The sequence below is a fragment of the Kitasatospora sp. NPDC008115 genome (genome assembly GCF_042957205.1).
In the GTDB taxonomy this organism is placed as follows: domain Bacteria; phylum Actinomycetota; class Actinomycetes; order Streptomycetales; family Streptomycetaceae; genus Kitasatospora.
In genome coordinates this window covers 89893-115428 of the sequence record NZ_JBIBHU010000025.1, presented here as the reverse complement: position 1 = coordinate 115428, position 25536 = coordinate 89893, and the positions used below count along the sequence as shown (strand labels likewise).

General features: G+C 74.3%; 23 protein-coding genes. 11 read left to right on the top strand and 12 right to left on the bottom strand.

What is annotated here, in order from left to right:
* Positions 1-113 precede the first annotated feature (113 nt).
* Positions 114-1403: a hypothetical protein gene (locus tag ACFZBX_RS28075; RefSeq protein WP_391536576.1), complete on the bottom strand. Its 1290-nt coding sequence runs from the start codon at positions 1401-1403 to the stop codon at positions 114-116.
* 467 nt (positions 1404-1870) lie between these two features.
* On the opposite strand from ACFZBX_RS28075, the gene ACFZBX_RS28070 reads away from it, so the two are divergent.
* The gene (locus tag ACFZBX_RS28070; RefSeq protein WP_391536575.1) at positions 1871-3478 is read left to right on the top strand and encodes an ABC-F family ATP-binding cassette domain-containing protein; all 1608 of its coding nucleotides are present in this window, start codon (positions 1871-1873) and stop codon (positions 3476-3478) included.
* On the opposite strand, the gene ACFZBX_RS28065 is transcribed toward ACFZBX_RS28070, so the two are convergent.
* Positions 3479-4981: a S41 family peptidase gene (locus ACFZBX_RS28065; protein WP_391536574.1), complete on the bottom strand. Its 1503-nt coding sequence runs from the start codon at positions 4979-4981 to the stop codon at positions 3479-3481.
* 242 nt (positions 4982-5223) lie between these two features.
* Here ACFZBX_RS28065 and ACFZBX_RS28060 point away from each other — a divergent pair, with 242 nt between their 5' ends.
* Both ACFZBX_RS28060 and ACFZBX_RS28055 read left to right on the top strand, forming a co-directional pair.
* The gene (locus ACFZBX_RS28060) at positions 5224-5436 is read left to right on the top strand and encodes a hypothetical protein (RefSeq protein WP_344322900.1); all 213 of its coding nucleotides are present in this window, start codon (positions 5224-5226) and stop codon (positions 5434-5436) included.
* Positions 5437-5464: 28 nt separating this feature from the next.
* Complete coding sequence (locus ACFZBX_RS28055; RefSeq protein WP_391536607.1) at positions 5465-5836, top strand: toxin Doc; 372 nt, start codon at positions 5465-5467, stop codon at positions 5834-5836.
* A 204-nt stretch (positions 5837-6040) separates the two neighbouring features.
* On the opposite strand, the gene ACFZBX_RS28050 is transcribed toward ACFZBX_RS28055, so the two are convergent.
* The 3 genes from ACFZBX_RS28050 to ACFZBX_RS28040 are packed head-to-tail and all read right to left on the bottom strand — an operon-like array spanning position 6041 to position 9110.
* On the bottom strand, positions 6041-6763 hold the full coding sequence (locus ACFZBX_RS28050) for a response regulator (RefSeq protein ID WP_391536573.1): 723 nt from the start codon (positions 6761-6763) through the stop codon (positions 6041-6043).
* Entirely contained in the window at positions 6760-8058 is a 1299-nt protein-coding gene (locus ACFZBX_RS28045; protein WP_391536572.1) for a sensor histidine kinase, read from the bottom strand. The genes ACFZBX_RS28050 and ACFZBX_RS28045 overlap by 4 nt, the downstream gene beginning before the upstream one ends.
* Complete coding sequence (locus tag ACFZBX_RS28040; RefSeq protein ID WP_391536571.1) at positions 8055-9110, bottom strand: hypothetical protein; 1056 nt, start codon at positions 9108-9110, stop codon at positions 8055-8057. The genes ACFZBX_RS28045 and ACFZBX_RS28040 overlap by 4 nt, the downstream gene beginning before the upstream one ends.
* Positions 9111-9360: 250 nt before the next feature.
* Here ACFZBX_RS28040 and ACFZBX_RS28035 point away from each other — a divergent pair, with 250 nt between their 5' ends.
* From ACFZBX_RS28035 to ACFZBX_RS28020, 4 genes are read left to right on the top strand one after another with little or no spacing between them, the layout of a single operon-like run.
* Positions 9361-10575, top strand: a complete 1215-nt coding sequence (locus ACFZBX_RS28035; RefSeq protein WP_391536570.1) for a CaiB/BaiF CoA transferase family protein — start codon at positions 9361-9363, stop codon at positions 10573-10575.
* A gap of 27 nt (positions 10576-10602) precedes the next feature.
* Complete coding sequence (locus tag ACFZBX_RS28030) at positions 10603-11745, top strand: acyl-CoA dehydrogenase family protein (RefSeq protein ID WP_391536569.1); 1143 nt, start codon at positions 10603-10605, stop codon at positions 11743-11745.
* Between the two features lie 51 nt (positions 11746-11796).
* Entirely contained in the window at positions 11797-13011 is a 1215-nt protein-coding gene (locus tag ACFZBX_RS28025; protein WP_391536568.1) for an acetyl-CoA C-acetyltransferase, read from the top strand.
* Positions 13012-13050: 39 nt separating this feature from the next.
* Positions 13051-15228, top strand: coding sequence for a 3-hydroxyacyl-CoA dehydrogenase NAD-binding domain-containing protein (locus ACFZBX_RS28020; protein WP_391536567.1), 2178 nt, complete (start codon positions 13051-13053; stop codon positions 15226-15228).
* On the opposite strand, the gene ACFZBX_RS28015 is transcribed toward ACFZBX_RS28020, so the two are convergent.
* On the bottom strand, positions 15229-16029 hold the full coding sequence (locus ACFZBX_RS28015; protein WP_391536566.1) for a MerR family transcriptional regulator: 801 nt from the start codon (positions 16027-16029) through the stop codon (positions 15229-15231).
* Positions 16030-16188: 159 nt separating this feature from the next.
* The gene (locus ACFZBX_RS28010) at positions 16189-17241 is read right to left on the bottom strand and encodes an isopenicillin N synthase family dioxygenase (protein WP_391536565.1); all 1053 of its coding nucleotides are present in this window, start codon (positions 17239-17241) and stop codon (positions 16189-16191) included.
* A 467-nt stretch (positions 17242-17708) separates the two neighbouring features.
* Between ACFZBX_RS28010 and ACFZBX_RS28005 the strand changes: the two genes are divergently transcribed.
* The gene (locus tag ACFZBX_RS28005) at positions 17709-18179 is read left to right on the top strand and encodes an SgcJ/EcaC family oxidoreductase (RefSeq protein ID WP_391536564.1); all 471 of its coding nucleotides are present in this window, start codon (positions 17709-17711) and stop codon (positions 18177-18179) included.
* A 7-nt stretch (positions 18180-18186) separates the two neighbouring features.
* Here ACFZBX_RS28005 and ACFZBX_RS28000 read toward each other — a convergent pair whose 3' ends face one another.
* The 3 genes from ACFZBX_RS28000 to ACFZBX_RS27990 all read right to left on the bottom strand — a co-directional run bounded on the left by ACFZBX_RS28000 (position 18187) and on the right by ACFZBX_RS27990 (position 21909).
* A complete protein-coding gene (locus ACFZBX_RS28000) occupies positions 18187-19206 on the bottom strand; it encodes an acetamidase/formamidase family protein (RefSeq protein WP_391536563.1) in 1020 nt (339 codons plus the stop codon).
* On the bottom strand, positions 19203-20645 hold the full coding sequence (locus ACFZBX_RS27995) for an APC family permease (RefSeq protein WP_391536562.1): 1443 nt from the start codon (positions 20643-20645) through the stop codon (positions 19203-19205). The genes ACFZBX_RS28000 and ACFZBX_RS27995 overlap by 4 nt, the downstream gene beginning before the upstream one ends.
* Positions 20646-20793: 148 nt before the next feature.
* Positions 20794-21909: an ABC transporter substrate-binding protein gene (locus ACFZBX_RS27990; RefSeq protein WP_391536561.1), complete on the bottom strand. Its 1116-nt coding sequence runs from the start codon at positions 21907-21909 to the stop codon at positions 20794-20796.
* 135 nt (positions 21910-22044) lie between these two features.
* Here ACFZBX_RS27990 and ACFZBX_RS27985 point away from each other — a divergent pair, with 135 nt between their 5' ends.
* Positions 22045-22515, top strand: coding sequence for a MarR family winged helix-turn-helix transcriptional regulator (locus tag ACFZBX_RS27985; RefSeq protein WP_391536560.1), 471 nt, complete (start codon positions 22045-22047; stop codon positions 22513-22515).
* 41 nt (positions 22516-22556) lie between these two features.
* Here the strand turns inward: ACFZBX_RS27985 and ACFZBX_RS27980 are convergent, their stop codons facing one another.
* A complete protein-coding gene (locus ACFZBX_RS27980; protein ID WP_391536559.1) occupies positions 22557-23444 on the bottom strand; it encodes an oxygenase MpaB family protein in 888 nt (295 codons plus the stop codon).
* A 204-nt stretch (positions 23445-23648) separates the two neighbouring features.
* Between ACFZBX_RS27980 and ACFZBX_RS27975 the strand changes: the two genes are divergently transcribed.
* The gene (locus tag ACFZBX_RS27975; RefSeq protein ID WP_391536558.1) at positions 23649-24050 is read left to right on the top strand and encodes a YciI family protein; all 402 of its coding nucleotides are present in this window, start codon (positions 23649-23651) and stop codon (positions 24048-24050) included.
* A gap of 103 nt (positions 24051-24153) precedes the next feature.
* Positions 24154-25035: a class I SAM-dependent methyltransferase gene (locus ACFZBX_RS27970; protein ID WP_391536557.1), complete on the top strand. Its 882-nt coding sequence runs from the start codon at positions 24154-24156 to the stop codon at positions 25033-25035.
* A gap of 21 nt (positions 25036-25056) precedes the next feature.
* Here the strand turns inward: ACFZBX_RS27970 and ACFZBX_RS27965 are convergent, their stop codons facing one another.
* Positions 25057-25476: a DUF3224 domain-containing protein gene (locus ACFZBX_RS27965; RefSeq protein WP_391536556.1), complete on the bottom strand. Its 420-nt coding sequence runs from the start codon at positions 25474-25476 to the stop codon at positions 25057-25059.
* Positions 25477-25536 lie beyond the last annotated feature (60 nt).

The following is a 25536-nucleotide window of genomic DNA, read 5'->3' as shown; positions in this document are numbered from 1 at the left end:
TGGACGCGGACGCCGCCGGGGCGGTGCCGTCCGGCGGTGCCGTCCACCCGCCCGCTCCGCCGGGGCGGGTCCGTGCACCGCCCCGGCGGAGCGGGTTCAGCGGGTGACCGGGGTCACTTGGTCTTCGTCGAGAAGTACTCCAGCGCGTGCTGGGCGACGTCGTCCAGGTACGGGCCGGCCTCCCAGGTGTTGTCGAAGCCGCCGATGGAGGTGTCCGACACCAGAACCTGCTTGCCGTCCCTGGTGGTGAACCAGCCGCCGCCGCTGTCGCCGCCGGTGCCGTTGCAGCCGGTCATCAGCATGGTCGGGCGGGCCGGGTCGATGGAGCGGCGGGCGGGCTTGCCGGCCTCGCAGTGCTCCAGTTCCATGCCGTCGAACGGCTTGCCGGCCGGGAAGCCGTAGGTGCTCACGGTGGCGATCTGCTCGCGCGGGGCGTTGAACCAGACCGGCACCGAGCCGCCGACGACCTCCTCCAGCGACCTGCCGCTGCCGTCCGGGTCGGCGACCTTGAGGATGCCGAAGTCGTACTGGCTCCACGGGCCGCCGTTCTGCGGGTCGGCCTCGGCCGCCCACTGCGGCGAGACCATGCCCGCGACGGCGCCCCACTCGCCGTACGGCTCGGCGTCGGCGAGCGAGCCCTGCCTGCCGGCGCTGACCGCGCCGCTGCTGTTGAAGGCCGGGGCGAAGGTGATGTTGGTGTGGTACTTGCCGCCCTTGCCGCCGTGCAGGCAGTGGCCGGCCGTCCAGACCAGGTTGCTGCGGCCCGGGTTGGCCGGGTCGGAGACGACGGTGCCGGAGCAGACGTAGTCCTGGTTGCCGTCCTGGAAGAACAGCTTGCCGTTGACGTGGGCCGGCTTGGCGTACGGGTGCGGGACGGGCTTCATCTCGACCGGCTTCGGCTGCGGGTCGTTCTGGCCGCCGCCGGTTCCGCCCCCGGTGCCCCCGGTGTCGCCGGTGCCGCCGGGCTGGGCCGGGGCCGCGCTGGTCGGCGGGGCCGTCGGGGCCGTCGACGTCGGCTGGGCGGTGGGCGGTGTGCTGGGCTGCGCGGTGGGCCGGCCGCCCGGGCCCGGCTTGGCCGGCTTGGCCTTGAGGATCTTCTGCAGGTCCCAGAAGCCCTTGACCGCCGGGGTGATGACGTTCTGCTGGGCCCACTTGTCCCAGTCGTCGAAGCTCCACTTCTTGAGCTCGTCGGCGCTCGGCAGCTTGATCGGCGGCAGACCGCCCGGCTTGCCGGTGGAGTCCGTGGTGGCCGTGGTGGCCGTGGTGGTCGCGCCGGGCTGTCCGCCGGACGGGGCGGCGACCGGGTCGCTGTTCTCCGGGCCGCACGCGGTCGCGACGACCATGGTCAGCGCCACGGCGGAGGCGCCCAGCGCGGCACGCGTCGCCCGGGATATCGGTGACATGTTTTCAGTTCCCCCTGTGAATGCACGCCACGGCCGCGGATGTCGAGCGAGCGGGTGGCAGGGGAGGAGTCTGCCACGAGCGGCGGACGCCCCCCGTCCGGCGGGCCGGCCCGGGGCGCGGCTGTCACCGGATCGGCACGTGATCGGCACCGGAAAAACCGGTTGCACGTCACCGGGCGCCTCCGTAGCGTGATGCCTGTCACCCGCCAGAACAGGAGCAGGCCCTTGATCTACTGAGGTCCCGAGACACCGCCCCCGCCGCACCGCAGCCATGGCACCGGCCCTTCCGCCGACCATGCCGCTGCCCGCGGTCCGTGAGTGTGCGCGTGCCCGACCTCAGTGGTGAGCCGGCCCGGCGTCCCCCGTCACTTTGACGACTCCGGCCCCCACCTCCCGGTCCCACCCGCACCCGCGGTGTCTCCCCGTGTTGTTCCACGACCACGTCGGCGACCTCCGGGAGGCTTTCCATGGCACAACCCACCACCTCACTCCTCTGCACCGACCTCTCCTTCGAGTGGCCGGACGGCAGGCCCGTCCTCGACGGCTTCCACCTCGCCGTCGGGCCCGGCCGCACCGGGCTGATCGGGCTCAACGGCGCGGGCAAGTCCACCCTGCTGCGCCTGCTGGCGGGCGAACTGACCCCCACCTCGGGCGCCGTCAGGGCGGCCGGCGAGATCGGCTACCTGCCCCAGGGCCTCACCCTGGACACCGGACTGCGGGTCGACGAGGCGCTCGGTGTCCGGGCCGCCCGCGAGGCCCTGCACGCCATCGAGTCCGGCTCCACCGACCAGCGGCACTTCGACGCGGTCGGCGACGACTGGGACGTCGAGGAGCGCGCCCGCGCGCTGCTCGACCGGCTCGGTCTGCAGCGGCTTGGCCTCGACCGCACCACCGGCGAACTCTCCGGCGGCGAGGCCGTCCTGCTGCGGCTGGCCGCCCTGCTGCTGCGCCGACCCGACGTCCTGCTGCTCGACGAGCCGACCAACAACCTCGACCGGTCCGCCCGCGCGCGGCTCTACGAGACGGTGGCCGGCTGGGGCGGCGTGATGGTGATCGTCAGCCACGACCGCGAGTTGCTCCAGCACGTCGACCAGATCGCCGAGCTGAGGGACGGCCAGGTCAGCTGGTACGGCGGCAACTTCGCCGAGTACGAGCGGACCGTCGCCGCCCAGCAGGAGACCGCCGAGCGGCTGCTGCGCAACGCCGAGGCCGACGTCCAGCGCCAGAAGCGGGACCTGGCCGAGGCCCGGATGCGGCTGGACCGCAGCGCCAGCTACGGCCGGAAGCGCTCGGTCACCCGCAACGACCCGCACATCGTCGCCGGCAAGCTCAAACGCCAGGGCCAGGAGACCGCGGGCCGGCTCCAGGGCATGCACACCGAACGGCTGGAGGAGGCCAGGCGCAAGCTGACCGTCGCCGAGGAGGCCGTCCGGGACGACGCCGAGATCCGGATCGACCTGCCGCGCACCGCCGTGCCGGCCGGACGCACCGTGCTCACCCTGGACAAGGTCCGGCTGCCGCACGGCATCACCGCCGACCTCGACCTGCGCGGGCCCGAGCGGATCGCCCTGGTCGGCCGCAACGGCGCGGGCAAGTCCACCCTGCTGCGCGCCATCGCCGGCGAACTCGCCCCGCTGCGGGGAGAGGTCGTCACCCCGGTGCCGCTGCGCCACCTCCCGCAGCGGCTCGACCTGCTCGACGACAAGCTGACCGTCGTGGGCAACGTCAAGCTGTTCGCGCCGGGCGCGGGGGACAACGCGATCCGGGCCCGGCTGGCCCGGTTCCTGTTCCGCGGCGGGCGGGCCGACCAGCCGGCCGGCACGCTCTCCGGCGGCGAGCGGTTCCGCGCCACCCTGGCCGCGCTGCTGCTGGCCGACCCGCCGCCGCAGTTGCTGCTGCTCGACGAGCCGACCAACAACCTCGACCTGGCCAGCGTCCGCCAGCTCACCCAGGCGCTCGCCGCCTACCAGGGTGCGCTGATCGTCGCCAGCCACGACGTGCCGTTCCTGCGCGGGCTTGGCGTCACCCGCTGGCTGGAGCTGGACGGCGAGCTGAGGGCGGTGGATCCGATGTGATCAGCGGGGGCCGGTCCCGGCGGCGAGCAGTCGCCGGGCCTCGGTCAGGGCGGAGTCCTTCAGCCCGGCCAGCTCCTCCTTCGTGAAGACCGGGGTCCGGACGTCCGGCGGGATGCCCGGTCCGTCGAAGGTGGTGCCGGCCGGGGTGAGGAACTTCTCGTTCGGCAGGACGGCCAGGAGCTCGGCCGAGAGCGGCTTGAACATGATGTCGGAGAACACGCCCTGGGTGCTCTCGCCGATCCGGACCGGTGCCGGGCGCCGTTGCATCAGCGCCTGGGTGAAGGTCTCGCCCGCGCTCACCGTCGAGCCGGCGGTGAGCAGGGCGACCGGCCCGGTGTAGCGGGTCGCCCCGGTGGCCGGGCGGACGACGCTCGGCTGGGGCGCGGTGAAGCGGGTCGGGTCGGCCGGGTCGTTGCGGGCCACCTTGCGGTAGGCGAGGAAGGGCCGGTCGGTGAGCCGGGAGGCGATCCGCAGCCCCAGCTCGTCCGAGCCGCCGCCGTTCAGCCGGAGGTCGATCACCAGGCCGTTCAGCCGCTCGGGGTGGGCCAGCAGCAGGTCCAGCGCCCTGTCCAGCTCGGCCGCGTGGTCCTGGTAGGGGCCGTCGTCGACGTAACCGTCGAAGCCGCTCACCCGCAGGTAGCCGATGCCGCCGGGGAGTTCGCCGACGCCCAGCAGGCCGCGGCCGAAGGCCTGCTCGGGCGCGAGGAGTTGGGCGGCGACCGCCCGGCCCGCCTGCTCCCGCAGCTGGTCGGTCGGCTCCTCGGTGCCCGGGCGCAGCCCGCCGAAGACGAGGTCGTACCCGCCGTCGGCCGCCTTGCGCGCCAGCGCGGTGTGCGCGTCACCGAGCGGTTCCAGGAGGCCCTTGATGATCCCCTCAAGCCCGGCGGTGTCGGTCTGCGGGGTGATGGTCGCCCGCGCCGCCGCGCCCTTGGCGTGCCAGTCGATGCCCTTGGCGGCGAAGAAGGGGTAGTTCTCCTCGAAGGTCGCCCAGAACCGGTCGAAGACGGCGAGCGCGTCCTGCGGCGCCGGTTGCGTGCACCGGGCCGGCAGCCCGCCGGGCAGCCGGGACAGGTTCCTGGTCGCGGTGGCGCCGTCGTCCTTGTACACCGCCCGGTCACGGCCCCGGGGTGTGACGGTCAGCTCGCCGTACCCCTTGCCGGGCAGGCCGTACCGGACGGCGCCGCCGGGCCCGGGGTTGCCGACCTGCGCGCCGCTGAGGAACCCCGGGGTGCAACTGATCCGGGTCACGTCGTAGGTGGTGAAGGTGGTTCCGTGGATCTCCATGATCGTGCCGTAGCCGTCCGTCTGCCAGACGCCCTCCAACTGGTTGACGCCCGGCCGCCCCGCCGCGCCGTCCCCGTCCTGCGCCGCCCCGGCGGCTCCGGCCGCCCCGACGGTTCCCGCCGTGACCGCGAGCGCGACCGCCGCGATCCCCGTCGTCCTGGCCGTCGCCCTGGCCGTCGTCCTGGCCGTCGTCCTGGCCGTCGACTTCCTCTGCCCCATACCCATGCCGTCCGCCGTGCCTCCAGGTCCGGGCCTCCCCCGCGGAACCCCTCCGCCGCCCACGGGTCGACGGTACGAGCCGGCGCGGCGGTGGCACGTCAGCCTGCGGAGCGGTCCGCACCGCGACCGTGGAGGTACGCCGGGAAGGCCCGGCTCAGACCGGCGGCGTACGCGGTCCCGGAGCGGTGTCAGGGTCGCCGGCTCAGTGTCCAACTCCCGTGCGCTCCAGTACCATCGGCGCCATGCCTGCCCTCAACATCGAGTACACGGAGCACGAACTCGCCGCCATCCGCGAGGCGGCCGCCGCCGACGGCAAGAGCGTCAAGGCGTATGTGCACGACCTGAGTGTGCGGGAGCAGCAGCGCCGGGTGTTCGTCTCCCACGCGGTGGCGTTCTGGAACGCGCACCGCGAGGAGTTCGACCGGGAGTTCCCGGAGGACGCGCCGGCCGCCTGAGCGGGCGCGCGCGACGGGGGGCGCGATGATGCTGTTGCGAGTCGATCTGCGCTGGCTGCTCGACGTCCAGGAGCTGGCCTCGCCCGAGGACCTCAGCGTGCGGGACTACTCGGCGCTCCAGGCGGCCGTCGCGCGGCACCGGGTGAACACCGCGCAGCTCGGCCACGACGCCGATCCGGCCTGGTGCGCGGCCACCCTGATGCACACGATCGTGCTGCTGCGCCCGCTCCCGGTGCGCAACAACCTGTACGCCTGCATGACGACGGCCGCGTACATGCACGCGGCCGGGGAGGGCATCGACCCGCCGTACGGGACGCTGGTGGAGCTGGCCAGGGACATCGCCGACGGGCGGGCGGACGTGTTCGCGGCGGCCGACCGGATCCGGTCCTGGCGGATCTGAGCGCGGACCGGCGTGTCCGGCCGGTCCAGGCCGACCACGGCGGCGCGGCGTCCGGTGCGATGAACCGACCGTCAGCAGCGCGCTCCGGCCCCGGACGTAGCCGTACCCCTCGGTGGCCCGCGCGGCCGGCCGGAGGCGTTGCGCGGCCTGAAAGCACCAGCCAGTCGGCGATCACCGGTTCCCGCCCGCTGCCGAGCCCCGGGTTCAGCCCGGCAGCACGAACCCCGACTCGTACGCCGCGATCACCGCCTGGGTGCGGTCCCGCGCGCCCAGTTTGGCCAGTACGCCGCCGACGTGCGTCTTCACCGTCTCCTGGCTGAGCACCAGCCTGGCGGCGATCTCCCCGTTGTTGAGCCCGGTCGCCATCAGCCGCAGCACCTGCCCCTCCCGCTCGGTGAGCCGTGCGATCGGGCCGCGCCCGGGGGCCGGGCGGTCGGCCCGCCCCGGCGGCGCCGCGTGCCGCAGGGCCAGTTCGCGCACGGCCGCCGGGAACAGCAGCGAGTCCCCGCGCGCGATCAGCCGCACCGCCTGCACCATCTCCTCGGCCCGCGCCCGCTTCAGCAGGAACCCGGCCGCCCCCGCCCGCAGCGCGTCGTACACGTGGTCGTCGTGCTCGAAGGTGGTGACCACCAGGATCCGCGGCGGCTCGGCCATCCCGGCGAGCAACTGCTCGGTGGCCCGGATGCCGTTGATCCCCGGCATCCGGACGTCCATCAGCACCACGTCCGGCCGCAGTTCGCGCACCAGCGGCACCACCTCGGCGCCGTCGGCCGCCTCACCGACCACGGTGAGGTCCGGCTCGGCGTCGATCACCACCCGCAGACCCGTGCGCACCAGCCGCTCGTCGTCGGCGATCACCACCCGGACCGGTCCGCCGGCCGTACCGCCCGTCCCGTCCGCGATGCTCCCGTTGACGTTCCCGTTCACCGCTCTCCTCCCATCGGCAGCCAGACGGCCAGCCGCCACGTCGTCCCGTCGTCCACCGGCCCGGCCTCGCAGCCGCCGTGCAGCGCCGTCGCGCGCTCGCCGATCCCGCGCAGCCCGCGCCCGCCGCCGGGCCGGCCGGGCCGCGAGCGGCCGAGCGGGTTGGTCAGTTCGATCTCCAGCCGCCCGCCGGCCGGGGCGACCCGCAGCCGGGCGGGCACGGGGCCGGCCGGACCGGCGTGCCGCAGCACATTGGTCAGGCCCTCCTGGACGATCCGGTAGGCCTCACGGGAGAGCGCGGCCGGCAGCCGGTCCAGCCCGGGGGCCACCTCGGCGTCCACCGCCAGCCCGATGCGGGCCAGTTGCCGCAGCAGGTCGTCCAGTGCGCCGAGGGTCGGTCCGGCGGGCCCGGCCGCGTCGCCGTCCTCCTCACGGAGCAGTCCCAGCACCGCGTCCAGTTCGGCGACGGCGCCGCGCGCGGTCTCCTCGATGGCGGCCAGCGCCTCCGCCGCGAACTCCGGGTCGGAGCGCAGCACCCGGGCGGCGGCCGAGGCCTGGATGCCGACGGCGCTCAGCGCGTGGCCGACCGAGTCGTGCAGTTCCCGGGCCAGCCGGTTGCGCTGGGCGAGCACGCCGGCCCGCCGTTCGGCGGCCGCCAGCCGCTCGTCCGGGGTCGGGCCGAGCAGCACGGGTGCCCATCGCGCCAGCAGCGCGCCGAGGCCGGCGCTGGTGGCGACGATCAGCGCCAGCAGCGCGCCGCCCAGCACCGGCCCCGGCAGCCACCCGGGCAGGCCCTGCTCCTCCCAGAACCGCACCATCTCCTCGAAGCCGGTCGGCCGCAGGACCAGCACGGCCGCGAACGGCGCACCGGCCAGCGTCATCCCGCTGACGACGCCGCCGAACAGCAGGTGCAGCACGAACCACCCGGCCGTCCGCCGCCGCGCCGCCCAGGACCGGGCCGGGCCGGTCACCACCTCCGCCGCCCGCCGGGGTGAGCACAGCGCGAGCGCGGCGGCCCCCTCCAGCGCCCGGACGGTCGGGACCAGGGCGGTGACGGCGGCCATCGGGAGCGAGGCGGCGAGGGCGGCGAAGTAGAGCAGGACCTGTACCAGCGGGCCCTTGCGCGGGTCCAGCGCACCCAGCACGACCGTCGACAGCATCCAGTACGGCATCAGCAGCGCGCCGCCGAGCACCAGGTGCACCCACCGCAGCCGGGCGCGGCGCCCGAACAGGGCGCCCGCCACCCGCCTCGGCGCGCTCCCGCGCCCGCCCCGCTCCCGACCCGCCCCCGTGATCATCCCGCCGACTCTACGTCAGCATCCCCGGCCCGGACGACGGTCGTCGTGGCCCAGGCGGTGTCCGGGACGGCGGCCCTCGCCGCCCGCTCGGCCAGCGCGACCGCGCCCACCGCCAGCACCAGCAGGCCGGTCACCACCTGCGCCGCCTCCACCAGCGGGAGCAGCCCCGGCACCGCTTCGCGCGGGTCGGCGGAGGCCGTGACGGATGTCCCGTTCGCCACCAGTTGCCAGGAGCCCCAGGCGAACACCGACCCGGCCGCCGTCCACACCACCGCCAGCGGCCCGCGCAGCCGCCACCCCGGCCGCCACCGGAACACCAGCACCAGCAGCGCCGCCACCGCGGCCACCGCCATCACCGCCGTCACGCTGTCCATGATCGCCGTGCTCCGTCCGCGCTGGTCCACCCACGTCAGCGGCAGCCCGGCCGACCCGCCGAGCGCCCAGTACAGCCGGGCCGCCGCGACCCCGACCGCGAGCAGCGCGGCGACGCCCGCCAACGCCCGCTGGGTGGTCAGCGTGGGGGAGTGCGGCAGGTCGCCGATCCGGTCGCGGTGCAGCAGCCCGCCCCAGCGCTCCCGCGCGTACAGCAGGAACCCGGTGATCAGCGCCAGCCCCTGGACGGCGAATCCGCTGTAGACCAGGGTGAACACCCAGCCGCTGGGGCCGTCGTCGGCCTGTGTGGTCTGCTGCTCCGGGCCGAGCACCAGGGCGGAGAGCAGGAAGAGCGGCATGGCGACCAGGATGGTGCCGAGCAGCCCGGTCGCCACCCACATCGGGAAGGCCAGCAGCCCGGCGGGCGCCCGCCGCCCCCAGGGGCGGACGAACGCGAGTGCCAGGACGACGGCGACAACGTCCATGCCGAAGGTGAGCAGGTTGACCAGCCACAGGTCGTCCATCGCCTCGGCGTCCCCGGCCCCCACCGGGTGGCCGGTGAGCCAGAGCAGCTTGAGGGTGAGGTACGGCACGGTCGCGGCGACGGCCACCGAGGCCGCCGCCGTCCGCACCCGGCCGACGGGCGGGGTGGCGGGAAGGAGCGGAAACGTTGAGGTCATGCCCCCACGCTCCCGCGCACCCGCCCACCCGCACGTCCTCCGGCAACCCGATCCGCCTCCCCCGCCGGGGTGAACCGGAGGAGGAGGCGGCCGTCCCGGGGGATGAGGAGGGGTGTCATCGCGTCCGGCCGCCGCCCACCGGGGCGGGCCCTCCGCGGGCGCCCGAGGGTCTTGTTACTGAACGGTCGCTTCCCTATCATCGCGAGTGTGACAGCTTTACTGTCAGACTTCGTCGACCCCCGGAGGGGCAGTGGCGTCCGAACGTGACAGCACCGGCGGCGAGCGCGGCGGTCCGCTGGCCGGCGTCCGCGTGGTCGAACTCGCCGGGATCGGCCCCGGGCCGTTCGCCGCGATGCTGCTGGGCGACCTCGGCGCCGACGTCGTGCGGGTCGACCGGCCGGAGCCCTCGCCGCTCGGCATCGACCCGGCGTACGACGTCGCGGGCCGCAACAAGCGCTCGGTGGTCGTCGACCTCAAGTCCCCCGGCGGGCCCGGCCTGGTGCTCGACCTGGCGTCCCGGGCCGACCTGCTGATCGAGGGCTACCGGCCCGGCGTCGCCGAGCGTCTCGGCGTCGGGCCCGAGGACTGCCTGGCCCGCAACCCCGCGCTGGTGTACGGGCGGATGACCGGCTGGGGCCAGCACGGGCCGCTGGCCGCCCGGGCCGGGCACGACATCGGGTACACGGCGGTGTCGGGCGCGCTCGGCCTGGTCGCCCCCGCCACCGGTCCCGCCGTCGCCCCCACCGCCGGCCCCGCCGTCGGCCCCGAAGCCGCGGGCGCCGCCGACGGCCCGCCCGCCATCCCCGCCAACCTGCTCGGCGACTACGCCGGCGGCTCGCTCTACCTGGTCGTCGGCCTGCTCGCCGCCCTGCACCACGCCCGCGCCACCGGCGTCGGCCAGGTCGTCGACGCCGCCGTCGTCGACGGCGCCGCCCACCTCACCGCCGTCCTCCAGGGCCTGCTGGCCGGCGGGCGGTGGCAGGAGCGGCGCGGCGTCAACCTGCTCGACGGCGGCGCGCCGTTCTACGCCGTCTACCCGGCGGCCGACGGCGGCCACCTCGCGGTGGGCGCCCTGGAGCCGCAGTTCTACGCCGAGTTCGCCCGGCTGCTGGAGCTCGGTCCGGACGCGCCCGGCCAGTGGGAGACCGCCCGCTGGCCCGAGTTGCGGGCCCGGATCGCCGCCCGCTTCGCCAGTAGGCCACGCGCCGCTTGGGAGGCCGTCTTCGCGGGCTCCGACGCCTGCGTGGAGCCGGTGCTGACGATGCGTCAGGCCCACGCCCACCCGCACCTGGCGAGCCGGTCGACCTATGTCGAGGTGGGCGGCGTCACCCAGCCCGCGCCCGCCCCGCGGTTCTCCGCCACCCCCGGCGCGCTGCGCCGCCCGCCCGCCCGGCCGGGCGCCGACGCCGCCGAGGTCGCCGCCGACTGGGGCGTGCCCGTGCTGGACTCGTCGTCGGTCGACTGAACCTCCCACCCCGCCAAGGAGATTGCCGTGCAACGCGACCTCTTCACCGATGAGCACGAGGACTTCCGGGCCACCGTCCGGGCCTTCCTCGCCAAGGAGGTGCTGCCGCACTACGACCGCTGGGAGAAGGCCGGCATCGTCGACCGCGAGGCCTGGCAGGCCGCCGGCCGGCAGGGCCTGCTCGGCCTCGCCGTCCCCGAGGAGTACGGCGGCGGGGGCACCGCCGACTTCCGCTACGCCGCGGTACTGGCCGAGGAGTTCGCCCGGGCCGGTGCCTCCGGTCTGGCGCTCGGCCTGCACAACGACATCATCGGCCCCTACCTCACCTCGCTCGCCACCGAGGAGCAGAAGCGCCGCTGGCTGCCGGGCTTCTGCAGCGGCGAGCTGATCACCGCCATCGCGATGACCGAGCCCGGCACCGGCTCCGACCTCCAGGGCATCCGCACCCAGGCGGTCGACCGGGGCGACCACTTCCTGCTCAACGGTGCCAAGACCTTCATCTCCAACGGCATCCTCGCCGATCTGGTGGTCGTGGTCGCCCGCACCACCCCCGAGGGCGGCGCGCACGGCCTCGGCCTGCTGGTCGTCGAGCGCGGCATGCCCGGCTTCGAGCGCGGCCGCAACCTCGACAAGATCGGCCAGAAGGCCCAGGACACCGCCGAGTTGTTCTTCCAGGACGTCCGCGTCCCCAAGGAGAACCTGCTCGGCGAACCGCACCAGGGCTTCCGCTACCTGATGCGGAACCTCGCCCAGGAGCGGCTCACCATCGCCGCCGCCGCGATCGCCGGCGCCGAGCACCTGGTCGAGATCACCACCGACCACGTCAAGCAGCGCGAGGCGTTCGGCCGGCCGCTGGCCAAGCTCCAGCACGTCCGCTTCGAGATCGCCGAACTGGCCACCGAGTGCGCCGTCACCCGCGCCTTCGTCGACCGCTGCATCACCGAGCACAACCGCTTCGCGCTCACCCCTGCGGACGCCTCGATGGCCAAGTGGTGGGCCACCGAACTGCACAAGCGCACCGCCGACCGCTGCCTCCAACTCCACGGCGGCTACGGCTACATGGCCGAGTACCCGGTCGCCCGGGCGTTCACCGACGGCCGCATCCAGACCATCTACGGCGGCACCACCGAGATCATGAAGGAGATCGTGGGCCGCTCCCTGCTCGACTGATCCCCACCACCCGACTCCGCCGCCACCCCCCGCCCCGAAAGGCTCCCCACCGTGACCACCGAAGCGTACGTCTACGACGCGATCCGCACCCCGCGCGGCCGGGGCAAGGCCACCGGCTCGCTGCACGGCACCAAGCCGATCGACCTGGTCGTCGGCCTGATCCACGAGATCCGCCGCCGCTTCCCGGAGCTGGACCCGGCGGCGATCGACGACATCGTGCTCGGCGTGGTCAGCCCGGTCGGCGACCAGGGCTCCGACATCGCCCGGATCGCCGCCGTCGCCGCCGGTCTGCCCGACACGGTCGCCGGCGTCCAGGAGAACCGCTTCTGCGCCTCCGGCCTGGAGGCCGTCAACCTGGCCGCCGCCAAGGTCCGCTCCGGCTGGGAGGACCTCGTCCTGGCCGGCGGCGTCGAGTCGATGTCCCGGGTGAAGATGGCCTCCGACGGCGGCGCCTGGTTCGCCGACCCGATGACGGCCTACGAGACCAACTTCGTGCCGCAGGGCATCGGCGCCGACCTCATCGCCACCATCGAGGGCCTCTCCCGCACCGACGTCGACGCGTTCGCCGCCGAGTCCCAGGCCCGCGCCGCCAAGGCCCAGGCCGACGGCCTGTTCGACCGCTCGGTCGTCCCGGTCCGCGACCGCAGCGGCCTGGTCGTGCTGGACCGCGACGAGTTCATCCGCCCCGGCACCACCGTCGAGACGCTCGCCGCGCTCAAGCCCTCCTTCGCCGCCATCGGCGAGGCCGGCGGCTTCGACGCCGTCGCCCTGCAGAAGTACCACTGGGTGGAGGCCATCGACCACGTCCACCACGCCGGCAACTCCTCCGGCATCGTCGACGGCGCCGCCCTGGTCGCCATCGGCAACCGTGAGACCGGCGAGCGCTACGGGCTGCGGCCGCGCGCCCGGATCGTCTCCGCCGCCGTCTCCGGCTCCGAGCCGACCATCATGCTCACCGGCCCCGCGCCCGCCACCCGCAAGGCGCTCGCCAAGGCCGGGCTGACCGCCGCCGACATCGACCTGGTCGAGATCAACGAGGCCTTCGCCGCCGTCGCCCTGCGCTTCATCCGCGAGATGGGCTTCTCCCCGGAGCAGGTGAACGTCAACGGCGGTGCCATCGCCCTCGGCCACCCGCTGGGCGCCACCGGCGCGATGCTCATCGGCACCCTCGTCGACGAGCTGGAGCGGCGCGAGCTGCGCTACGGCCTGGCCACCCTCTGCGTGGGCGGCGGCATGGGCATCGCCACCATCGTCGAGCGCGTCTGACCCCCGTCCTCCTCCCCACCTCTCCGGAGATCCGAACCCATGAGCGACACCACCACCATCCGCTGGGAGCAGGACCAGGACGGCGTGGTCACCCTCGTCCTCGACGACCCCGACCAGTCCGTCAACACCATGAACGAGGCGTTCACCGCCGACTTCGAGTCCGTCGTCGCCCGGCTGGCCGGCCTCGCCGCCGCCGGTGGACTGCGCGGCGTGGTCGTCACCTCCGCCAAGAAGACCTTCTTCGCCGGCGGCGACCTGCGGATGCTCTCCGCCGCCGGACCCGGGGACGCCGCCGCCGTCTTCGAGAAGTCGATGCGGATCAAGCGCGCCCTGCGCACCCTGGAGACGCTCGGCAGGCCGGTCGTCGCCGCGGTCAACGGCAGCGCGCTCGGCGGCGGCCTGGAGCTGGCCCTCGCCTGCCACCACCGGATCGCCCTGGACACCCCGGCGAGCCGGATCGGCCTGCCCGAGGTCACCCTCGGCCTGCTCCCCGGCGGCGGCGGGATCGTCCGCACCGTCCGGCTGTTCGGCATCACCGACGCCCTGCTGAAGTTCCTGCTGCAGGGCCGCCAGTACCGCCCCGCGCAGGCCCTCGAACACGGCCTGGTCCACGAACTCGCCGACACCCCGGAGGAGCTGGCAGTCCGGGCACGGGCCTGGATCGAGGCCAACCCGGCCCCTGTCCAGCCCTGGGACGTCAAGGGCTACAAGATCCCCGGCGGCACCCCCAGCACCCCGGCCTTCGCCGCCAACCTGCCCGCCTTCCCCGCCAACCTGCGCAAGCAGCTGGCCGGTGCCCCCTACCCGGCGCCGCGCAATGTGCTCGCCGCCGCCGTCGAGAGCGCCCAGGTGGACGTCGACACCGCGATGGAGGTCGAGGCCCGCTACTTCACCGAGCTGGCCTGCGGGCAGACCAGCACGAACATGATCCAGGGACTCTTCTTCGACCTCCAGGCGGTCAACTCCGGCGCGGGGCGGCCCGCTTCGGTGGAGAAGCGGAAGGTCCGCAAGGTCGCCGTGCTCGGCGCCGGCATGATGGGCGCCGGCATCGCCCACGTCTGCGCCAGGGCCGGCATCGAGGTGCTGCTCAAGGACGTCACCCTGGAGGCCGCCGAGCGCGGAAAGGCGTACTCCGAGGGCCTGTTGGCCAAGGCGGTGGCGCGCGGGCGGAGCACCGGGGCGCAGCGCGACGAGCTGCTCGCCCGGATCACCCCCACTGCCGAGGCGGCCGACCTGGCCGGCTGCGACGCGGTGATCGAGGCGGTCTTCGAGAACCCCGAGCTGAAGCAGAAGGTGTTCCAGGAGATCGAGGGCGTCGTCGCGCCGGACGCCCTGCTCTGCTCCAACACCTCCACCCTGCCGATCGGCCTGCTCGCCGAGGGCGTTCGGCGCACCTCCGACTTCATCGGCCTGCACTTCTTCTCGCCGGTCGACAGGATGCGGCTGGTGGAGATCGTCCGCGGGCCGCGGACCGGGGACGAGGCGCTGGCCCGAGCCTTCGACCTGGTCCGGCAGATCGACCGGACGCCGATCGTGGTCAACGACTCGCGGGGCTTCTTCACCTCGCGGGTGATCGGCCGGTTCATCAACGAGGGCGTCGCCATGATCGGCGAGGGCGTGGAGCCGGCCAGCGTCGAGCAGGCCGCCGCCCAGGCCGGCTACCCGGCCAAGGTGCTCTCGCTGCTGGACGAGCTGACCCTCACCCTGCCGCGCAGGATCCGCGACGAGCACCGGCGCGCGGTCGAGGCGGCCGGCGGCGAGTGGACCGCCCACCCGGCGGACGCGGTGGTGGACCGGATGGTCGACGAGTTCGGCCGCCCCGGCCGCAGCGGCGGCGCCGGCTTCTACGAGTACGACGGGAACGGCGGGCGCGGCCGCCTCTGGCCGGGCCTGCGGGAGCACTTCACCCGCCCGGACGCCGACGTCCCGTTCGAGGACCTCAAGGAGCGGATGCTGTTCAGCGAGGCCCTGGACTCGGTGCGCTGCCTGGAGGAGGGCGTGCTCACCTCGGTCGCGGACGCCAACGTCGGCTCCGTCCTCGGCATCGGCTTCCCGGCCTGGACCGGCGGCGTCCTCCAGTACATCAACGGCTACCCGGGCGGCCCGGCCGGCTTCGCGGACCGCGCCCGCGAACTCGCCGCCGCGTACGGCGAGCGGTTCGCGCCGCCCGCCCTGCTGGAGCGGATCGCCGCCGAGGGGCGCACCTTCACGGACTGATCACCGCTCGGGCGGGGCGGCCCGTTCCTCATCGGCGGCCGCCTCGCCCGGCTCCTCGCCCGGTTCCTCGCCCAACTCCTCCCGCAACGACTTCTGGAATGCCGTGACCAGCGCCTGCGCCACCATCGGCTGGATGTGGTCGGTGAGCGCCTTCATCCGCTCGACCTCGTCCGGCGCGGGCTCGCTCTCCCGGTACGGCCTCCACACCGTCTCCCGGAACAGCCGCTGCAACTCGCGCGCCGTCGCCCGGCTGTGCTCCACCACCACCGCGCGCGCCGCGACCAGCGTCTCCAGCGGGATCGGCACGTCCAGGATCCGCACCCCCAGCGGCAGCAGCCCCGGATCCACCCGGAACACCTCCGGGTCCGCCGTCCGCTCCAGCGCCCCCATCGCGGCCAGCCGGTCCAGCTGCTCCTCCGACAGCCGCCGCCCGGCCCGCCGCTCCACCTCCTCCCGGCCCGCCTCCTGCGGCACCTCCGGCGTCCACGACGCCACCAGCGCCCGGTGGATCGCCAGATCCAGCGGCGTGGAGTCCTCCGGCAGCCGCGCCAGGTACCGCTCGATCGCGGCCAGCGTCAGCCCCTGCCGCTGCAACTCCTCGATCAGCCCCAGCCGGTCCAGGTGCTCCGCCCCGTACCACCCCACCCGCCGCGCCCCCAGCACCGGCGGCGGCAGCAGCCCCTTGGTCCCGTAGAACCGCACCGTCCGCACCGTCACCCCCGCCCGCGCCGCCAACTCGTCCACCGTCAGCCGCACCTCCACCCCCGCCTCCCACCCGTAGCACCACCACTGTGACACCACGAGTGTGACACCACTGCCCCACCGGGTCCATGCCAGGCGGGGCGTGGGGGGCGAGTGACCTCTGGGTGGGCTCGGGTGTAGCCCTTCCATTCGTTGAAGCCGAAGTCGGTGTGGAGGGGGTTGGCCGGGTCCACGTTCGGACGGGCCGGTCCCGCGGGCTCAGGCGGCGAGGTCGGGGTGGTGGCGGCGGGTGACTTCGGGGTGGGCTCGGGTGTAGCCCTTCCATTCGTTGAAGCCGAAATCGGCGTGGAGGGGGTTGGCCGGGTCCTGGGTGATGCCGGGGGCGTGGTGGGCGAGGGGGAAGTCCAGGGGCTCGATGTGGGCGTCGAGGCGGGGGTTGTAGAAGAACGGGACGGAGAAGCGCTCGCGGGCGCCGGGCGGGCTGATCACCCGGTGGCTGGTGGCCTTGAGGTAGCCGTCGGTGGCGACCTCCAGGAGTTCGCCGAGGTTGACGACGAAGGCGCCGTCCAGGGGCGGGACGTCCAGGAAGGAGCCGTCCGGGCGTTGCACCTGGAGGCCGCCGACGGTGTCCTGGAGGAGCAGGGTGATGAAGCCGTAGTCCTTGTGCGCGCCGACGCCCTGGGCGGCGCCGTCGGGGGCGGTGCCCGGGTAGCGGACCAGCTTGAGCCGCAGGTGCGGGTGGCCGGCGAAGGCGGGGTCGTAGAAGTCGGGGCGGGCGCCGATCGCGGTGAGGAGTTCGTGCAGCAGCGTGCGGGCGACCGCGCCGAGGCGGTCGATCCAGGCCAGGGCGGCCTCGCGCAGCTCGGGGAGTGCGGCGGGCCACTGGTTGGGGCCCTCCAGCCACCAGTACGGGGGCTCGCCGGGGGCGGGGACGTGCGGGGGCCGCTCGGCGCCGATGTCGAGCTGGTCACGCCAGTCCCGGTTGCCGCCGGTGCGCTCGTCGCCGGTGCGGGTGTAGCCGCGGTAGTGCGGGGAGTGCAGATTGGCGACGGCGAGGCGGTCGGCCTCGGGGAGGGCGAAGAAGGCCCGCATGGCGTCGGTGAGGGCGGTCGTCTCGGCCGGGGTGACCCCGTGGCCGACGAGCTGGAAGAAGCCGACGCCGGTGGCCGCGCTCCGCAGGGCGTCGCGCAGACGGGTGCGGTCCGCCGGGCCGCCGTCGGCGAGCGAGAGGTCGATCACCGGAAGGGCGTCGGCGGCGTTGGCGTCGGCGGGGCCGGCGTCGGCGGGGCTGGTGGGGTGGTGCTGCGACATGGGTGACATCCGCTGGGTCTCGTCCCGGCCGGCTCCGGTGGTGACCGGGAACGCCGGGCACGCGCGCCTGGTGCGGCGGTGTGCCCGGGGCCGGGAGGGGGGACGCGGCCGCTGCGGGCCGCGCTGAGGGTGAGGGGCGCGAGGTTCAGCCGGAGCGTCGACAGGACATGCTGGTCACGCGGAGCAGGTCCACGTGGCGACGGCGAACGAGAAGGGGCACCCCACCAGCCTAGATCACCCGTTCGGGTGCAGGGGTGGGGCGGGTCGGGGCGGCGACGAGCGGGCGCGGGCGGTGGACCCGCTGGTGCCCTCGGACGGGGGTGCGGCAGTGCGCAGCGGGGAGAGGGGGACGGCAGGCAGGCAGGACGCCGCGAGCAGCGCCCCGCCCCGCCATCCGCCGGTCGCTCCCGGAGGCGGCCGCCCCGGGCCTTGACCTGAAGCTGGCTTGAGATTTCATCATGGGCGCCATGAACGCCAACGGGAATGTCAACAGGAACATCAACGGCGACACCGGCGGGACCGCCCTGATGGACGCCGGCTCGCTCGAAGGCGAGATCGCCGCCATCGAACGGGTGGTCGCCACCGTCCAGCACGCGCAGGTCAACGAGCTCCCCGAGGAGTTCATCGGCCTGTTCCGGTCGGACGCGATCTGGACCACCGGCCACGGCGTGCTGCTGCGCGGCCGGGAGGAGATCGCCGGGTTCACCCGCAAGGTGCTGCCCGGCGCCTTCGCCGGCAGCGGCAACACGGCCACCTACGAAGTGGTGCACGTGCTCTTCATCCGGCCCGACGTCGCCGCCGTCAAGGTGCGCCAGCGCTACCTCGACGGCGACGGCGGGCAGATCGGGGAGGAGGGGAGCCCGCTGTACGTCATGGCGAAGGAGGACGGCCGGTGGCTGCTCACCGCCAATCAGAACACCGTTGTGCTGGGAACCTGACCCCTCTTCAACGCCCCCGCAGGTAGCCGGCGGCGGTCTCGCGGAGGCGGTCGTGCAGGCCGTCGTACGCCCGGGTGCGGCCCAGCAGGGACTTGGGCAGCTTGGCGGCCATCGTGTAGTTGGTGTCGCACACGTTGGCCGCCGGGGCCAGGCCGGCCTGGCTGACCAGCTGGTAGGCGTCCAGCACGTCCAGCCCGAGCAGCTCCCCGCTCCAGCGGACGAGGTCGTGCTGGCTGATCCGGAAGGCGTCCTCCAGCGGTCGGGCCGAGCCGGTGGTGATCAGGTAGTGGTCGTTCTCCAGCCGGGGCCAGGCCGGTCCGCCGCCCTTGATCAGGTCGACCACCACGGTGGTGCGCATCGCGGTCTCGACCGCCGTCCCGCACACCTCGCCCTCGCCCTGGCGGGCGTGGCCGTCGCCGATGGCGAGCAGTCCGCCGGGCACGTTGACGCCGAAGTAGGCGGTGGTGCCGGCCCGCATCTCGGGGGTGTCGAGGTTGCCGCCGTGGGCGCCGGGGGTGATCGACATCAGGGTCTCGCCGCCGGCCGGGGCGACGCCGACCGTGCCGTGCATCGGGTCCAGCGGGAGTTCGGCGGTGAAGTCGCTGTTGCGGGCCCGGAACCGGCAGACGCCGGCCGCGACGTCCAGCTCGTACACCCAGACCCGCTCCTCCAGCGGGGCGTGCAGCATCGCCGTGCTGTGGGTGGCGGTGAGCGCGCCGAAGTGCGGGAAGGTGCTGGAGACGCCCCAGTCGCGGGCCGGGGTGATCTCCACGAAGTGCACGGCCAGGGTGTCGCCGGGCTCGGCGCCGGCCACCGCGATCGGCCCGGTGACCGGGTTGAGGTAGGGGAACTCGCAGACCGCGCTCGGCAGGTCGGCGAAGCCGCGGACCCGGCCGCCGAAGCAGTCCTCGGTGGTCAGCTCGACCACGGTGCCGGGCTGGACGGTCACCAGCGGGGTGCGTCCGCCGAAGGTGTAGGCGTAGTCGTCGGGCTCGGGGGAGAGGGAGACGACGTCGGGCAGGCTCACGGGTTCTCCTTGCCGGAGGCGGGGGCGGGGGCGGAATCGGGGTTCGCGTCGACGGCCACCGCCGCCAGGTTCGGGCGGCGGCCGGTCAGCAGCAGCCCGGTGAGGACCAGCCCGCCGATCGCCAGCCAGGCGAAGCCGAGCCGCTGGGCGGCGATGTCCGCGTTGATCACCACGTACGCGAGGATCGCGAAGCCGATGACCGGGGCGATCAGGTGGCGCCACCAGTCGCGGCTGCGGCGGCGGACCACGTAGTGCACCACGACGGACACGTGCAGGACGAGGAAGGTGGTCAGCGCGCCGAAGTTGACCAGCGTGGACAGCAGGGTGATGCCGTCCTCGCGGGAGGCGGTGTAGAGGCCGAGGACGAGCGAGATGCCCGCCGTCAGCAGGGTCGCGTTCACCGGGACGCGGTGGCGCGGGTGGACCTTGGCGAGGAACGCGGGCAGCTGGCGGTCGCGGGCCATCGCGAACAGCAGGCGCGAGGTGGCCGCCTGGGCGACCAGCGAGTTGGCGAAGCCCCAGGCCACGGCGGTCGCGGCGGCGGTGACGGTGGCCAGCCAGCCGCCGGCGGCGACGCGCGCCGCGTCGTAGAAGGCGGTGCCGTTCGGGTCGCCGTCCGCGATCAGCGCGTCCGGGTCCGGGACGAGCAGCGAGGCGATCCAGGTCTGCACGATGAACAGCGAGCCGGCCAGCAGCAGCGCGGCGACCATCGAGCGGCCGATGGCCTTGGCGGAGTCCCGGTTCTCCTCGGAGAGGGTGGAGATGGCGTCGAAGCCGAGGAAGCTCAGCACCGCGATCGACACCGCGCCGAAGGCCAGGCTCCAGGAGAACGTCTGCGAGTTGAAGACCGGCGTGAAGTCGAAGCCCCGGCCCTTGCCGGAGGCCAGCGCCGCCACGCCGAAGGCGATGAACACCACCAGCACCACGAGCTCGCCGATCAGCATCGCCTTGTTGACCTTCGACGTCATCTCGACGCCGAGGTAGTTGACAGCGGTGTTCAGCAGCACGAAGCCGACCAGCCACAGCCAGACCGGCACGGCCGGCACCAGCGAGTTCATCGCCACGCCGGCGATCAGGTAGAGCAGGCCGGGGACGAGCACGTAGTCCAGCAGGATCATCCAGCCGGACAGGAAGCCGACCGGCGCCGCGATGCCGCGCCCGGCGTAGGTGTAGACCGAGCCGGCCATCGGGAAGGCCCGGGACATCTGCGCGTAGGAGAGGGCGGTGAACATCATCGCCACCATCCCGAGCACGTAGGCCAGGGCGACCATGCCGCCGGAGCCCTGGAAGACGCTGCCGAAGATGCCGAAGGGGGCGATCGGCACCATGAAGACCAGGCCGTAGACCAGCAGGTCGGTGAAGCGCAGCGAGCGGCGCAGTTCCTGCTTGTAGCCGTAGCTCTCGATGCCGGCAGGGGAGGAGGGAGGTGCTTCGGGCATGTGGGGGCTCTCTTCCGTGACGACCCGTGGCGGGGCGACCCGAGGTGGTGGGGAGACACTAGAGCTAGTTATTTCCAAATGGAAGGGTTTGGCGGTCCCGTCCGCATGGCGAACACCGCGGCGGCGCGTCGCCGCCCTACGAGCCGCCCTACGACAGGACGGTGAACCCGAGCCCCTCCGCCCGCGCCAGGTGCACCCCGTCCCGGGCCGGCCCCAGCGGCGCCAGCGCCCACGCCCGCCGCACCGCCGCGCCGTCACCGCGCAGCAGCCGCGCCGCCGCCCGCCCCAGCCCGCAGTCCGCGACCAGCTCCCCGCGCGCCGCCAGCGCCGCCAGCAGGTGCAGCCCGTCGTACAGGCCCACCGCGTACGCGTCCAGCACCGGCGCGTACGGCCCGAACACCGCCCGGTGCTGCTCCGCCAGCCGCACCCGCCGCTCCTCCGCGAGGGACGCGAACGACGGCATCGTGGCGTACAGCGTCCCGGTGGCGTCCCCGCCGTACGCGAGCAGGCTGTTCTCCTCCAGCGCGCCGGACAGCCGCACCAGCCGGCGGTCCAGGCCGCTGCGGCGCAGCGCCCGGTTGAAGCGCACCAGGTCGGCGCCGATCAGGCTCAGCAGCAGCGCGTCCGCCCGCTCCGCGCGCAGCGCGTCCAGCAGCGGCTCCAGCGACCGCTCCGCCGTCCCGAACGGCAGGTGCCGCCGCAGCACCACCCGCGCCCCGGCCCGGGCCACCGCCTCTCCGGCCGCCCGGTGCACCGCGTGCGGCCAGATGTAGTCGTTGCCGACCAGCGCCCACCGGTGCAGCCGGTGCCGTTCGGTGAGCCGCTCCACCACCCCCTCCAGTTGCCGCGCCGGGTCCGCCCCGGTGCAGAACACGCCCGGCAGCCGGTCGCCGCCCTCGTGCGGCGGCGTGTAGACGTACGCGGTCCGCCCGGTGGTCACCGTCTCCACGGCCCGGTGCACATCGCTGGAGTGGCAGCCGGCCACCGCGTCCACCGCCCCGGCGTCCAGCAGCAGCGCCACCTCCCCGGCCACTGCCGCGGGCGCTCCGCCGCCGTCCACCAGCACCAGCTCCAGCGGCAGCCCGCGCACCCCGCCGCCCGCGTTCACCTCGTGCGCGGCCAGCAGCGCGCCGTCCAGCGCCGACGGCCCGGTCAGGCCGAGCGGTCCGGATTGCGGCACGACCAGGCCCACCCGCAGCGTCGGCGCCTCCCGGGGGAGGTACCGCGCGTCGAGCGGCTCCAGAAGCTTCACGTCGGCGCTCATCGCTTGCGAGTATCGTCATGGCCAGCCGATCCGGCCAAACGAGGACGGAACGACCGGCGCCGGAGACCGGGCCACAGACCGGGACCGGCCACCGGGCCGGCGACCAGGACCAGCGATGGGGAAACGAGAACGGCCATGAGACCACCAGCCACCACCGCCCCCGCCGCCTCCCCTGCCGCCGTTCCGGCCGCCACCGCCGACCAGCCGCTGCTGATCGAGCTGCTCACGCTCGCCCAGCGCCGCCTCGCCCGCGACCTGGCCGCCCGGCTGGAGGCCGAGGGCTGCACCCTCGACCAGTGGCGCGTGATGCGCGCCCTCACCGAGGGCACCGGCCGCTCGATGGGCGACCTCGCCCAGACGCTGCTCATCCCGCAGGCCAGCCTCAGCCGGATCGTCGACGCCCTCGCCGAGGCCGGCTGGGTCTACCGCCGCCAGGACGAGCAGGACCGCCGCCGCGTCACCGCCCACCTCTCCCGGCTCGGCCACACCCGCCTGGCCCGCCTCGACGCCCTCGCCGCCGCCCACGACGCCGCCCTGCGCACCGCCTGCGGCAGCCACGACCCCGGCCCGCTCCTGCGCCACCTCACCGCGGCGGGCGTGGCATAGCGCCGCAGCCGTCCGTCCGGGACGTCCGCGCGGCCGTTCGCTCAGTCCCCGTCGCCGGGGACCGCGGCGTGCGGGAACGGGCAGCCGCCGGAGGAGGACCCGGAGCGGTCCTTCGGCCCGAAGGTCCCCAGGTCGCTGATCCGATAGCCGTACGGATACCCGGGGTAGCTGCGCATCTGCCGGCCGTCCCGGCCCAGGTGCGGCCTGCGGCGCGGCGGCAGGAGCCGCACGAAGCGCCCGCGCAGCCGCATCCCGGCGCGGACGGCGCGCCGCAGCGCGGCCGGCGGGGCCGGGTAGCCGAAGGCCTCGCGCAGCGGGTCGTCGAGCAGGCAGACCGAGGAGGTCCGCATCGACGGCCGCATCGGCACCGGGTACCAGGAGGCCATCAGGCCGAGCGTGGCGTCGGAGACCGCCCGGCCGCCCGGGTCGAAGGCGAAGTGCTCGCGCTCGTAGTCGTCGAGCAGCCGCTCGAACTCCTCGTAGGTCTCCGGGATGCCGGTCATCCCCATGTGCCGGCCCAGTTCGCGGTAGTAGTTGACCGCCGCCCGGATCTCGTGCGGGGAGAGGCGGCGCCAGCCGTAGTCGTCGATCCAGCGCTTGGGCGTCACCACGAAGGTGGCGAGCACGTACCGGAAGTCGTCGTTGGAGATGTCGTACCGGCCGTGCATCCGGTTCATCCGGCGGATCGCCTCCCGGCCCCGGGAGGAGTCGAAGCCGTGCTCGACCACCGCCTCCAGGATCAGCAGGGTGTCGTCGTAGCGCTTCTGGGGGCGCCCGGTGAACTCGCCGGTCCGCGCGAGCAGCCGGCCGATGCTGGGGACGGCGTACGTGCGGTAGAGCGCGAAGCCGAGCGACTGGGTGTAGTCCCAGGGGAATTCGTACCAGTTGCTGATCCGGTAGATCTCGGTGAACTCGGTCTCCGGGTCCATGCGCTGAATCCGCTTCAGCCAGTCGTATCGCTGCACGGCCCCCGACCCTAGGCGCGTGCTCGGCACCCGGTCAACGACGTCGCTCCCGGGGGTGCGCGGACGGATCCGGTAACTTCCTCCCACGGATTTGCGCCGGGATGTCGAGACCGCGCGGTGTGCTCCGACCATCCTGTGAGAGCCCGCGCACGACCGAGGAGCGGAACGATGAAGTACATGCTGCTGATGCAGTTCAGCGCGAAGGACCTCGACATCCCGAAGGTCGGGGAGTGGCCGATCGAGGACGTCCGGATCCATGTGGGGTACATGCGGGACCTGAACGCCGAACTCGCCGCCACCGGCGAGCTCGTCGACGCCCAGGGGCTGGCCATGCCGGAGACCGCCCGGATCGTCCGCGCCGGCGGCGGCGGCGAACCGGTGGTCAGCGACGGCCCGTTCGCGGAGACCAAGGAGTGGGTGGCCGGCTGGTGGATCGTGGACTGCGGCGCCGAGTCGCGCGCGGTCGAGATCGCTGCCAGGGTCTCCGCCGCCCCCGGCCCCGGCGGCCGGCCGCTCGACATGCCGATCGAGGTGCGGAGGGTCATGTCCGAACCGCCCATCGAGGTCTGACCGCCCGTCGAGGCCTGACGGCCCGGCCCGGCAGCCCGGTCCGGGCCGTCCGCCCAGAGCGATCAGCCGACTGGGCCCGGCCCGGTCGGGCAGATACTCGGGCATGACCTCCTCCTCCGCCCCAGCCTCCGCTTCCGTCCCATCCGCCGCCTCCGCCCCGGAACCCGGCTCCGGCCTCCCGGACTTCTCCGGTGAGGTCGCCGCCTACTACGCCGAGTACCGCCGCGGCTATCCGCCGGCCGTCTTCGACGCCCTCGTCCGGGCCTTCGGCCTGGACGCCCATGCCGGCATCGGCGACCTCGCGCTCGACCTCGGCTGCGGCACCGGCCAACTCGCCCTCCCGCTCGCCGCCCACGTCCGGACCGTCATCGGCCTGGACCCGGAGCCGGACATGCTCCGCGGGGCCCGGGCCGCCGCCGACCGGGCGGGCGTGCGCAACGCCCTGTGGCTGCTCGGCACCGACGCGGACGTCCCCGGCCTCGCCGCCCTGCTGCCCGGCGACCGCCCGTTCGGCGTCACCGTGATCGGCAACGCCCTGCACTGGATGCAGCCCGAGGAACTGTTCGGTGCCCTGTGCCCGCTCACCCGCCCGGGCGGCGGGGTCGCCGTGATCGCCAACGGGGCGCCGGTCTGGGCCCAGGACAGCGACTGGTCGCAGGCCCTGCGCGGCGCGCTGGAGGAGCACTTCGGCCGCCCGATCACCGCCTCCTGCGGCACCGACGGCGCCGAACGCGAGCGCTACGCCGACGCGTTGAAGGCCGCCGGCTTCACGGACGTGCGGGAGACGGTGATCGACTACGAGGACGCCCTGACCCCCGATCAGCTCCTGGGCACCCTCTTCTCCGCCATCCCCGCCACGTCCCTGCCCTCCCAGGCCGAACGCCCGGCCTTCGCCGCCCGCCTGCGCGCCGCCCTCCCCGCCCCGCCCACCGCCGCCGGCTACCCGGAGCAGGTCCGGATCTCCCTCCTCACCGGCCGGGCGTAGGCCCCTGCGCCTTCGCCGGGCTCAGTCGAGCTCATAGCTGAAGGTGTAGGGGACGGGCGACTCACCGGGGTGGTAGAGGTAGTCGCCGGCGCCGCGCAGCCCGGTGAGTTCACCGGTGGCGGTGCCGGGGACCACCTCGAAGGCGCAGCGGACGGTGCCGTCCTCCGCGAAGGTGCCGCGCTCCTCCACGGTGAAGCCGCCGCTGCGGCCGTCCAGCCGGCCGGTGATCTGCTGAAGGCCGGTGAAGGTGCCGGTCTTCTCGGTGGCGTAGACGAAGACGTACTCGCAGACGGTCGCCGCCGCCTCGATGCCGCCGGTGAAGGCGTTGACGACGGAGGCCCGGGCCAGCCGGGGAAGGGTCTCCGCCGGGCCGATCGCCGTCTCGGTCCAGTCGGCGTAGCCGAAACCGCCGGTGACGGTCACGGTGGTGGTAGTGCTCATGGTCGTCCTCTGGTGGTGCTCGGGCCGGCGCACGGCGGGTCTGCCGGGCGCTCGGTGACC

Excerpts from the sequence above, each read along its gene's own strand:
- ACFZBX_RS28065 (WP_391536574.1), bottom strand. The coding sequence starts at position 4,981 with ATGGGGCAGAGGAAGTCGACGGCCAGGACGACGGCCAGGACGACGGCC.
- ACFZBX_RS27975 (WP_391536558.1), top strand. The coding sequence starts at position 23,649 with ATGAAGTACATGCTGCTGATGCAGTTCAGCGCGAAGGACCTCGACATC.
- ACFZBX_RS28070 (WP_391536575.1), top strand. The coding sequence starts at position 1,871 with ATGGCACAACCCACCACCTCACTCCTCTGCACCGACCTCTCCTTCGAG.
- ACFZBX_RS28060 (WP_344322900.1), top strand. The coding sequence starts at position 5,224 with ATGCCTGCCCTCAACATCGAGTACACGGAGCACGAACTCGCCGCCATC.
- ACFZBX_RS28020 (WP_391536567.1), top strand. The coding sequence starts at position 13,051 with ATGAGCGACACCACCACCATCCGCTGGGAGCAGGACCAGGACGGCGTG.
- ACFZBX_RS27970 (WP_391536557.1), top strand. The coding sequence starts at position 24,154 with ATGACCTCCTCCTCCGCCCCAGCCTCCGCTTCCGTCCCATCCGCCGCC.
- ACFZBX_RS28010 (WP_391536565.1), bottom strand. The coding sequence starts at position 17,241 with ATGTCGCAGCACCACCCCACCAGCCCCGCCGACGCCGGCCCCGCCGAC.
- ACFZBX_RS28055 (WP_391536607.1), top strand. The coding sequence starts at position 5,465 with ATGCTGTTGCGAGTCGATCTGCGCTGGCTGCTCGACGTCCAGGAGCTG.
- ACFZBX_RS27980 (WP_391536559.1), bottom strand. The coding sequence starts at position 23,444 with ATGGACCCGGAGACCGAGTTCACCGAGATCTACCGGATCAGCAACTGG.
- ACFZBX_RS28045 (WP_391536572.1), bottom strand. The coding sequence starts at position 8,058 with ATGATCACGGGGGCGGGTCGGGAGCGGGGCGGGCGCGGGAGCGCGCCG.
- ACFZBX_RS28005 (WP_391536564.1), top strand. The coding sequence starts at position 17,709 with ATGAACGCCAACGGGAATGTCAACAGGAACATCAACGGCGACACCGGC.
- ACFZBX_RS27985 (WP_391536560.1), top strand. The coding sequence starts at position 22,045 with ATGAGACCACCAGCCACCACCGCCCCCGCCGCCTCCCCTGCCGCCGTT.
- ACFZBX_RS27995 (WP_391536562.1), bottom strand. The coding sequence starts at position 20,645 with ATGCCCGAAGCACCTCCCTCCTCCCCTGCCGGCATCGAGAGCTACGGC.
- ACFZBX_RS27990 (WP_391536561.1), bottom strand. The coding sequence starts at position 21,909 with ATGAGCGCCGACGTGAAGCTTCTGGAGCCGCTCGACGCGCGGTACCTC.
- ACFZBX_RS28075 (WP_391536576.1), bottom strand. The coding sequence starts at position 1,403 with ATGTCACCGATATCCCGGGCGACGCGTGCCGCGCTGGGCGCCTCCGCC.
- ACFZBX_RS28040 (WP_391536571.1), bottom strand. The coding sequence starts at position 9,110 with ATGACCTCAACGTTTCCGCTCCTTCCCGCCACCCCGCCCGTCGGCCGG.
- ACFZBX_RS27965 (WP_391536556.1), bottom strand. The coding sequence starts at position 25,476 with ATGAGCACTACCACCACCGTGACCGTCACCGGCGGTTTCGGCTACGCC.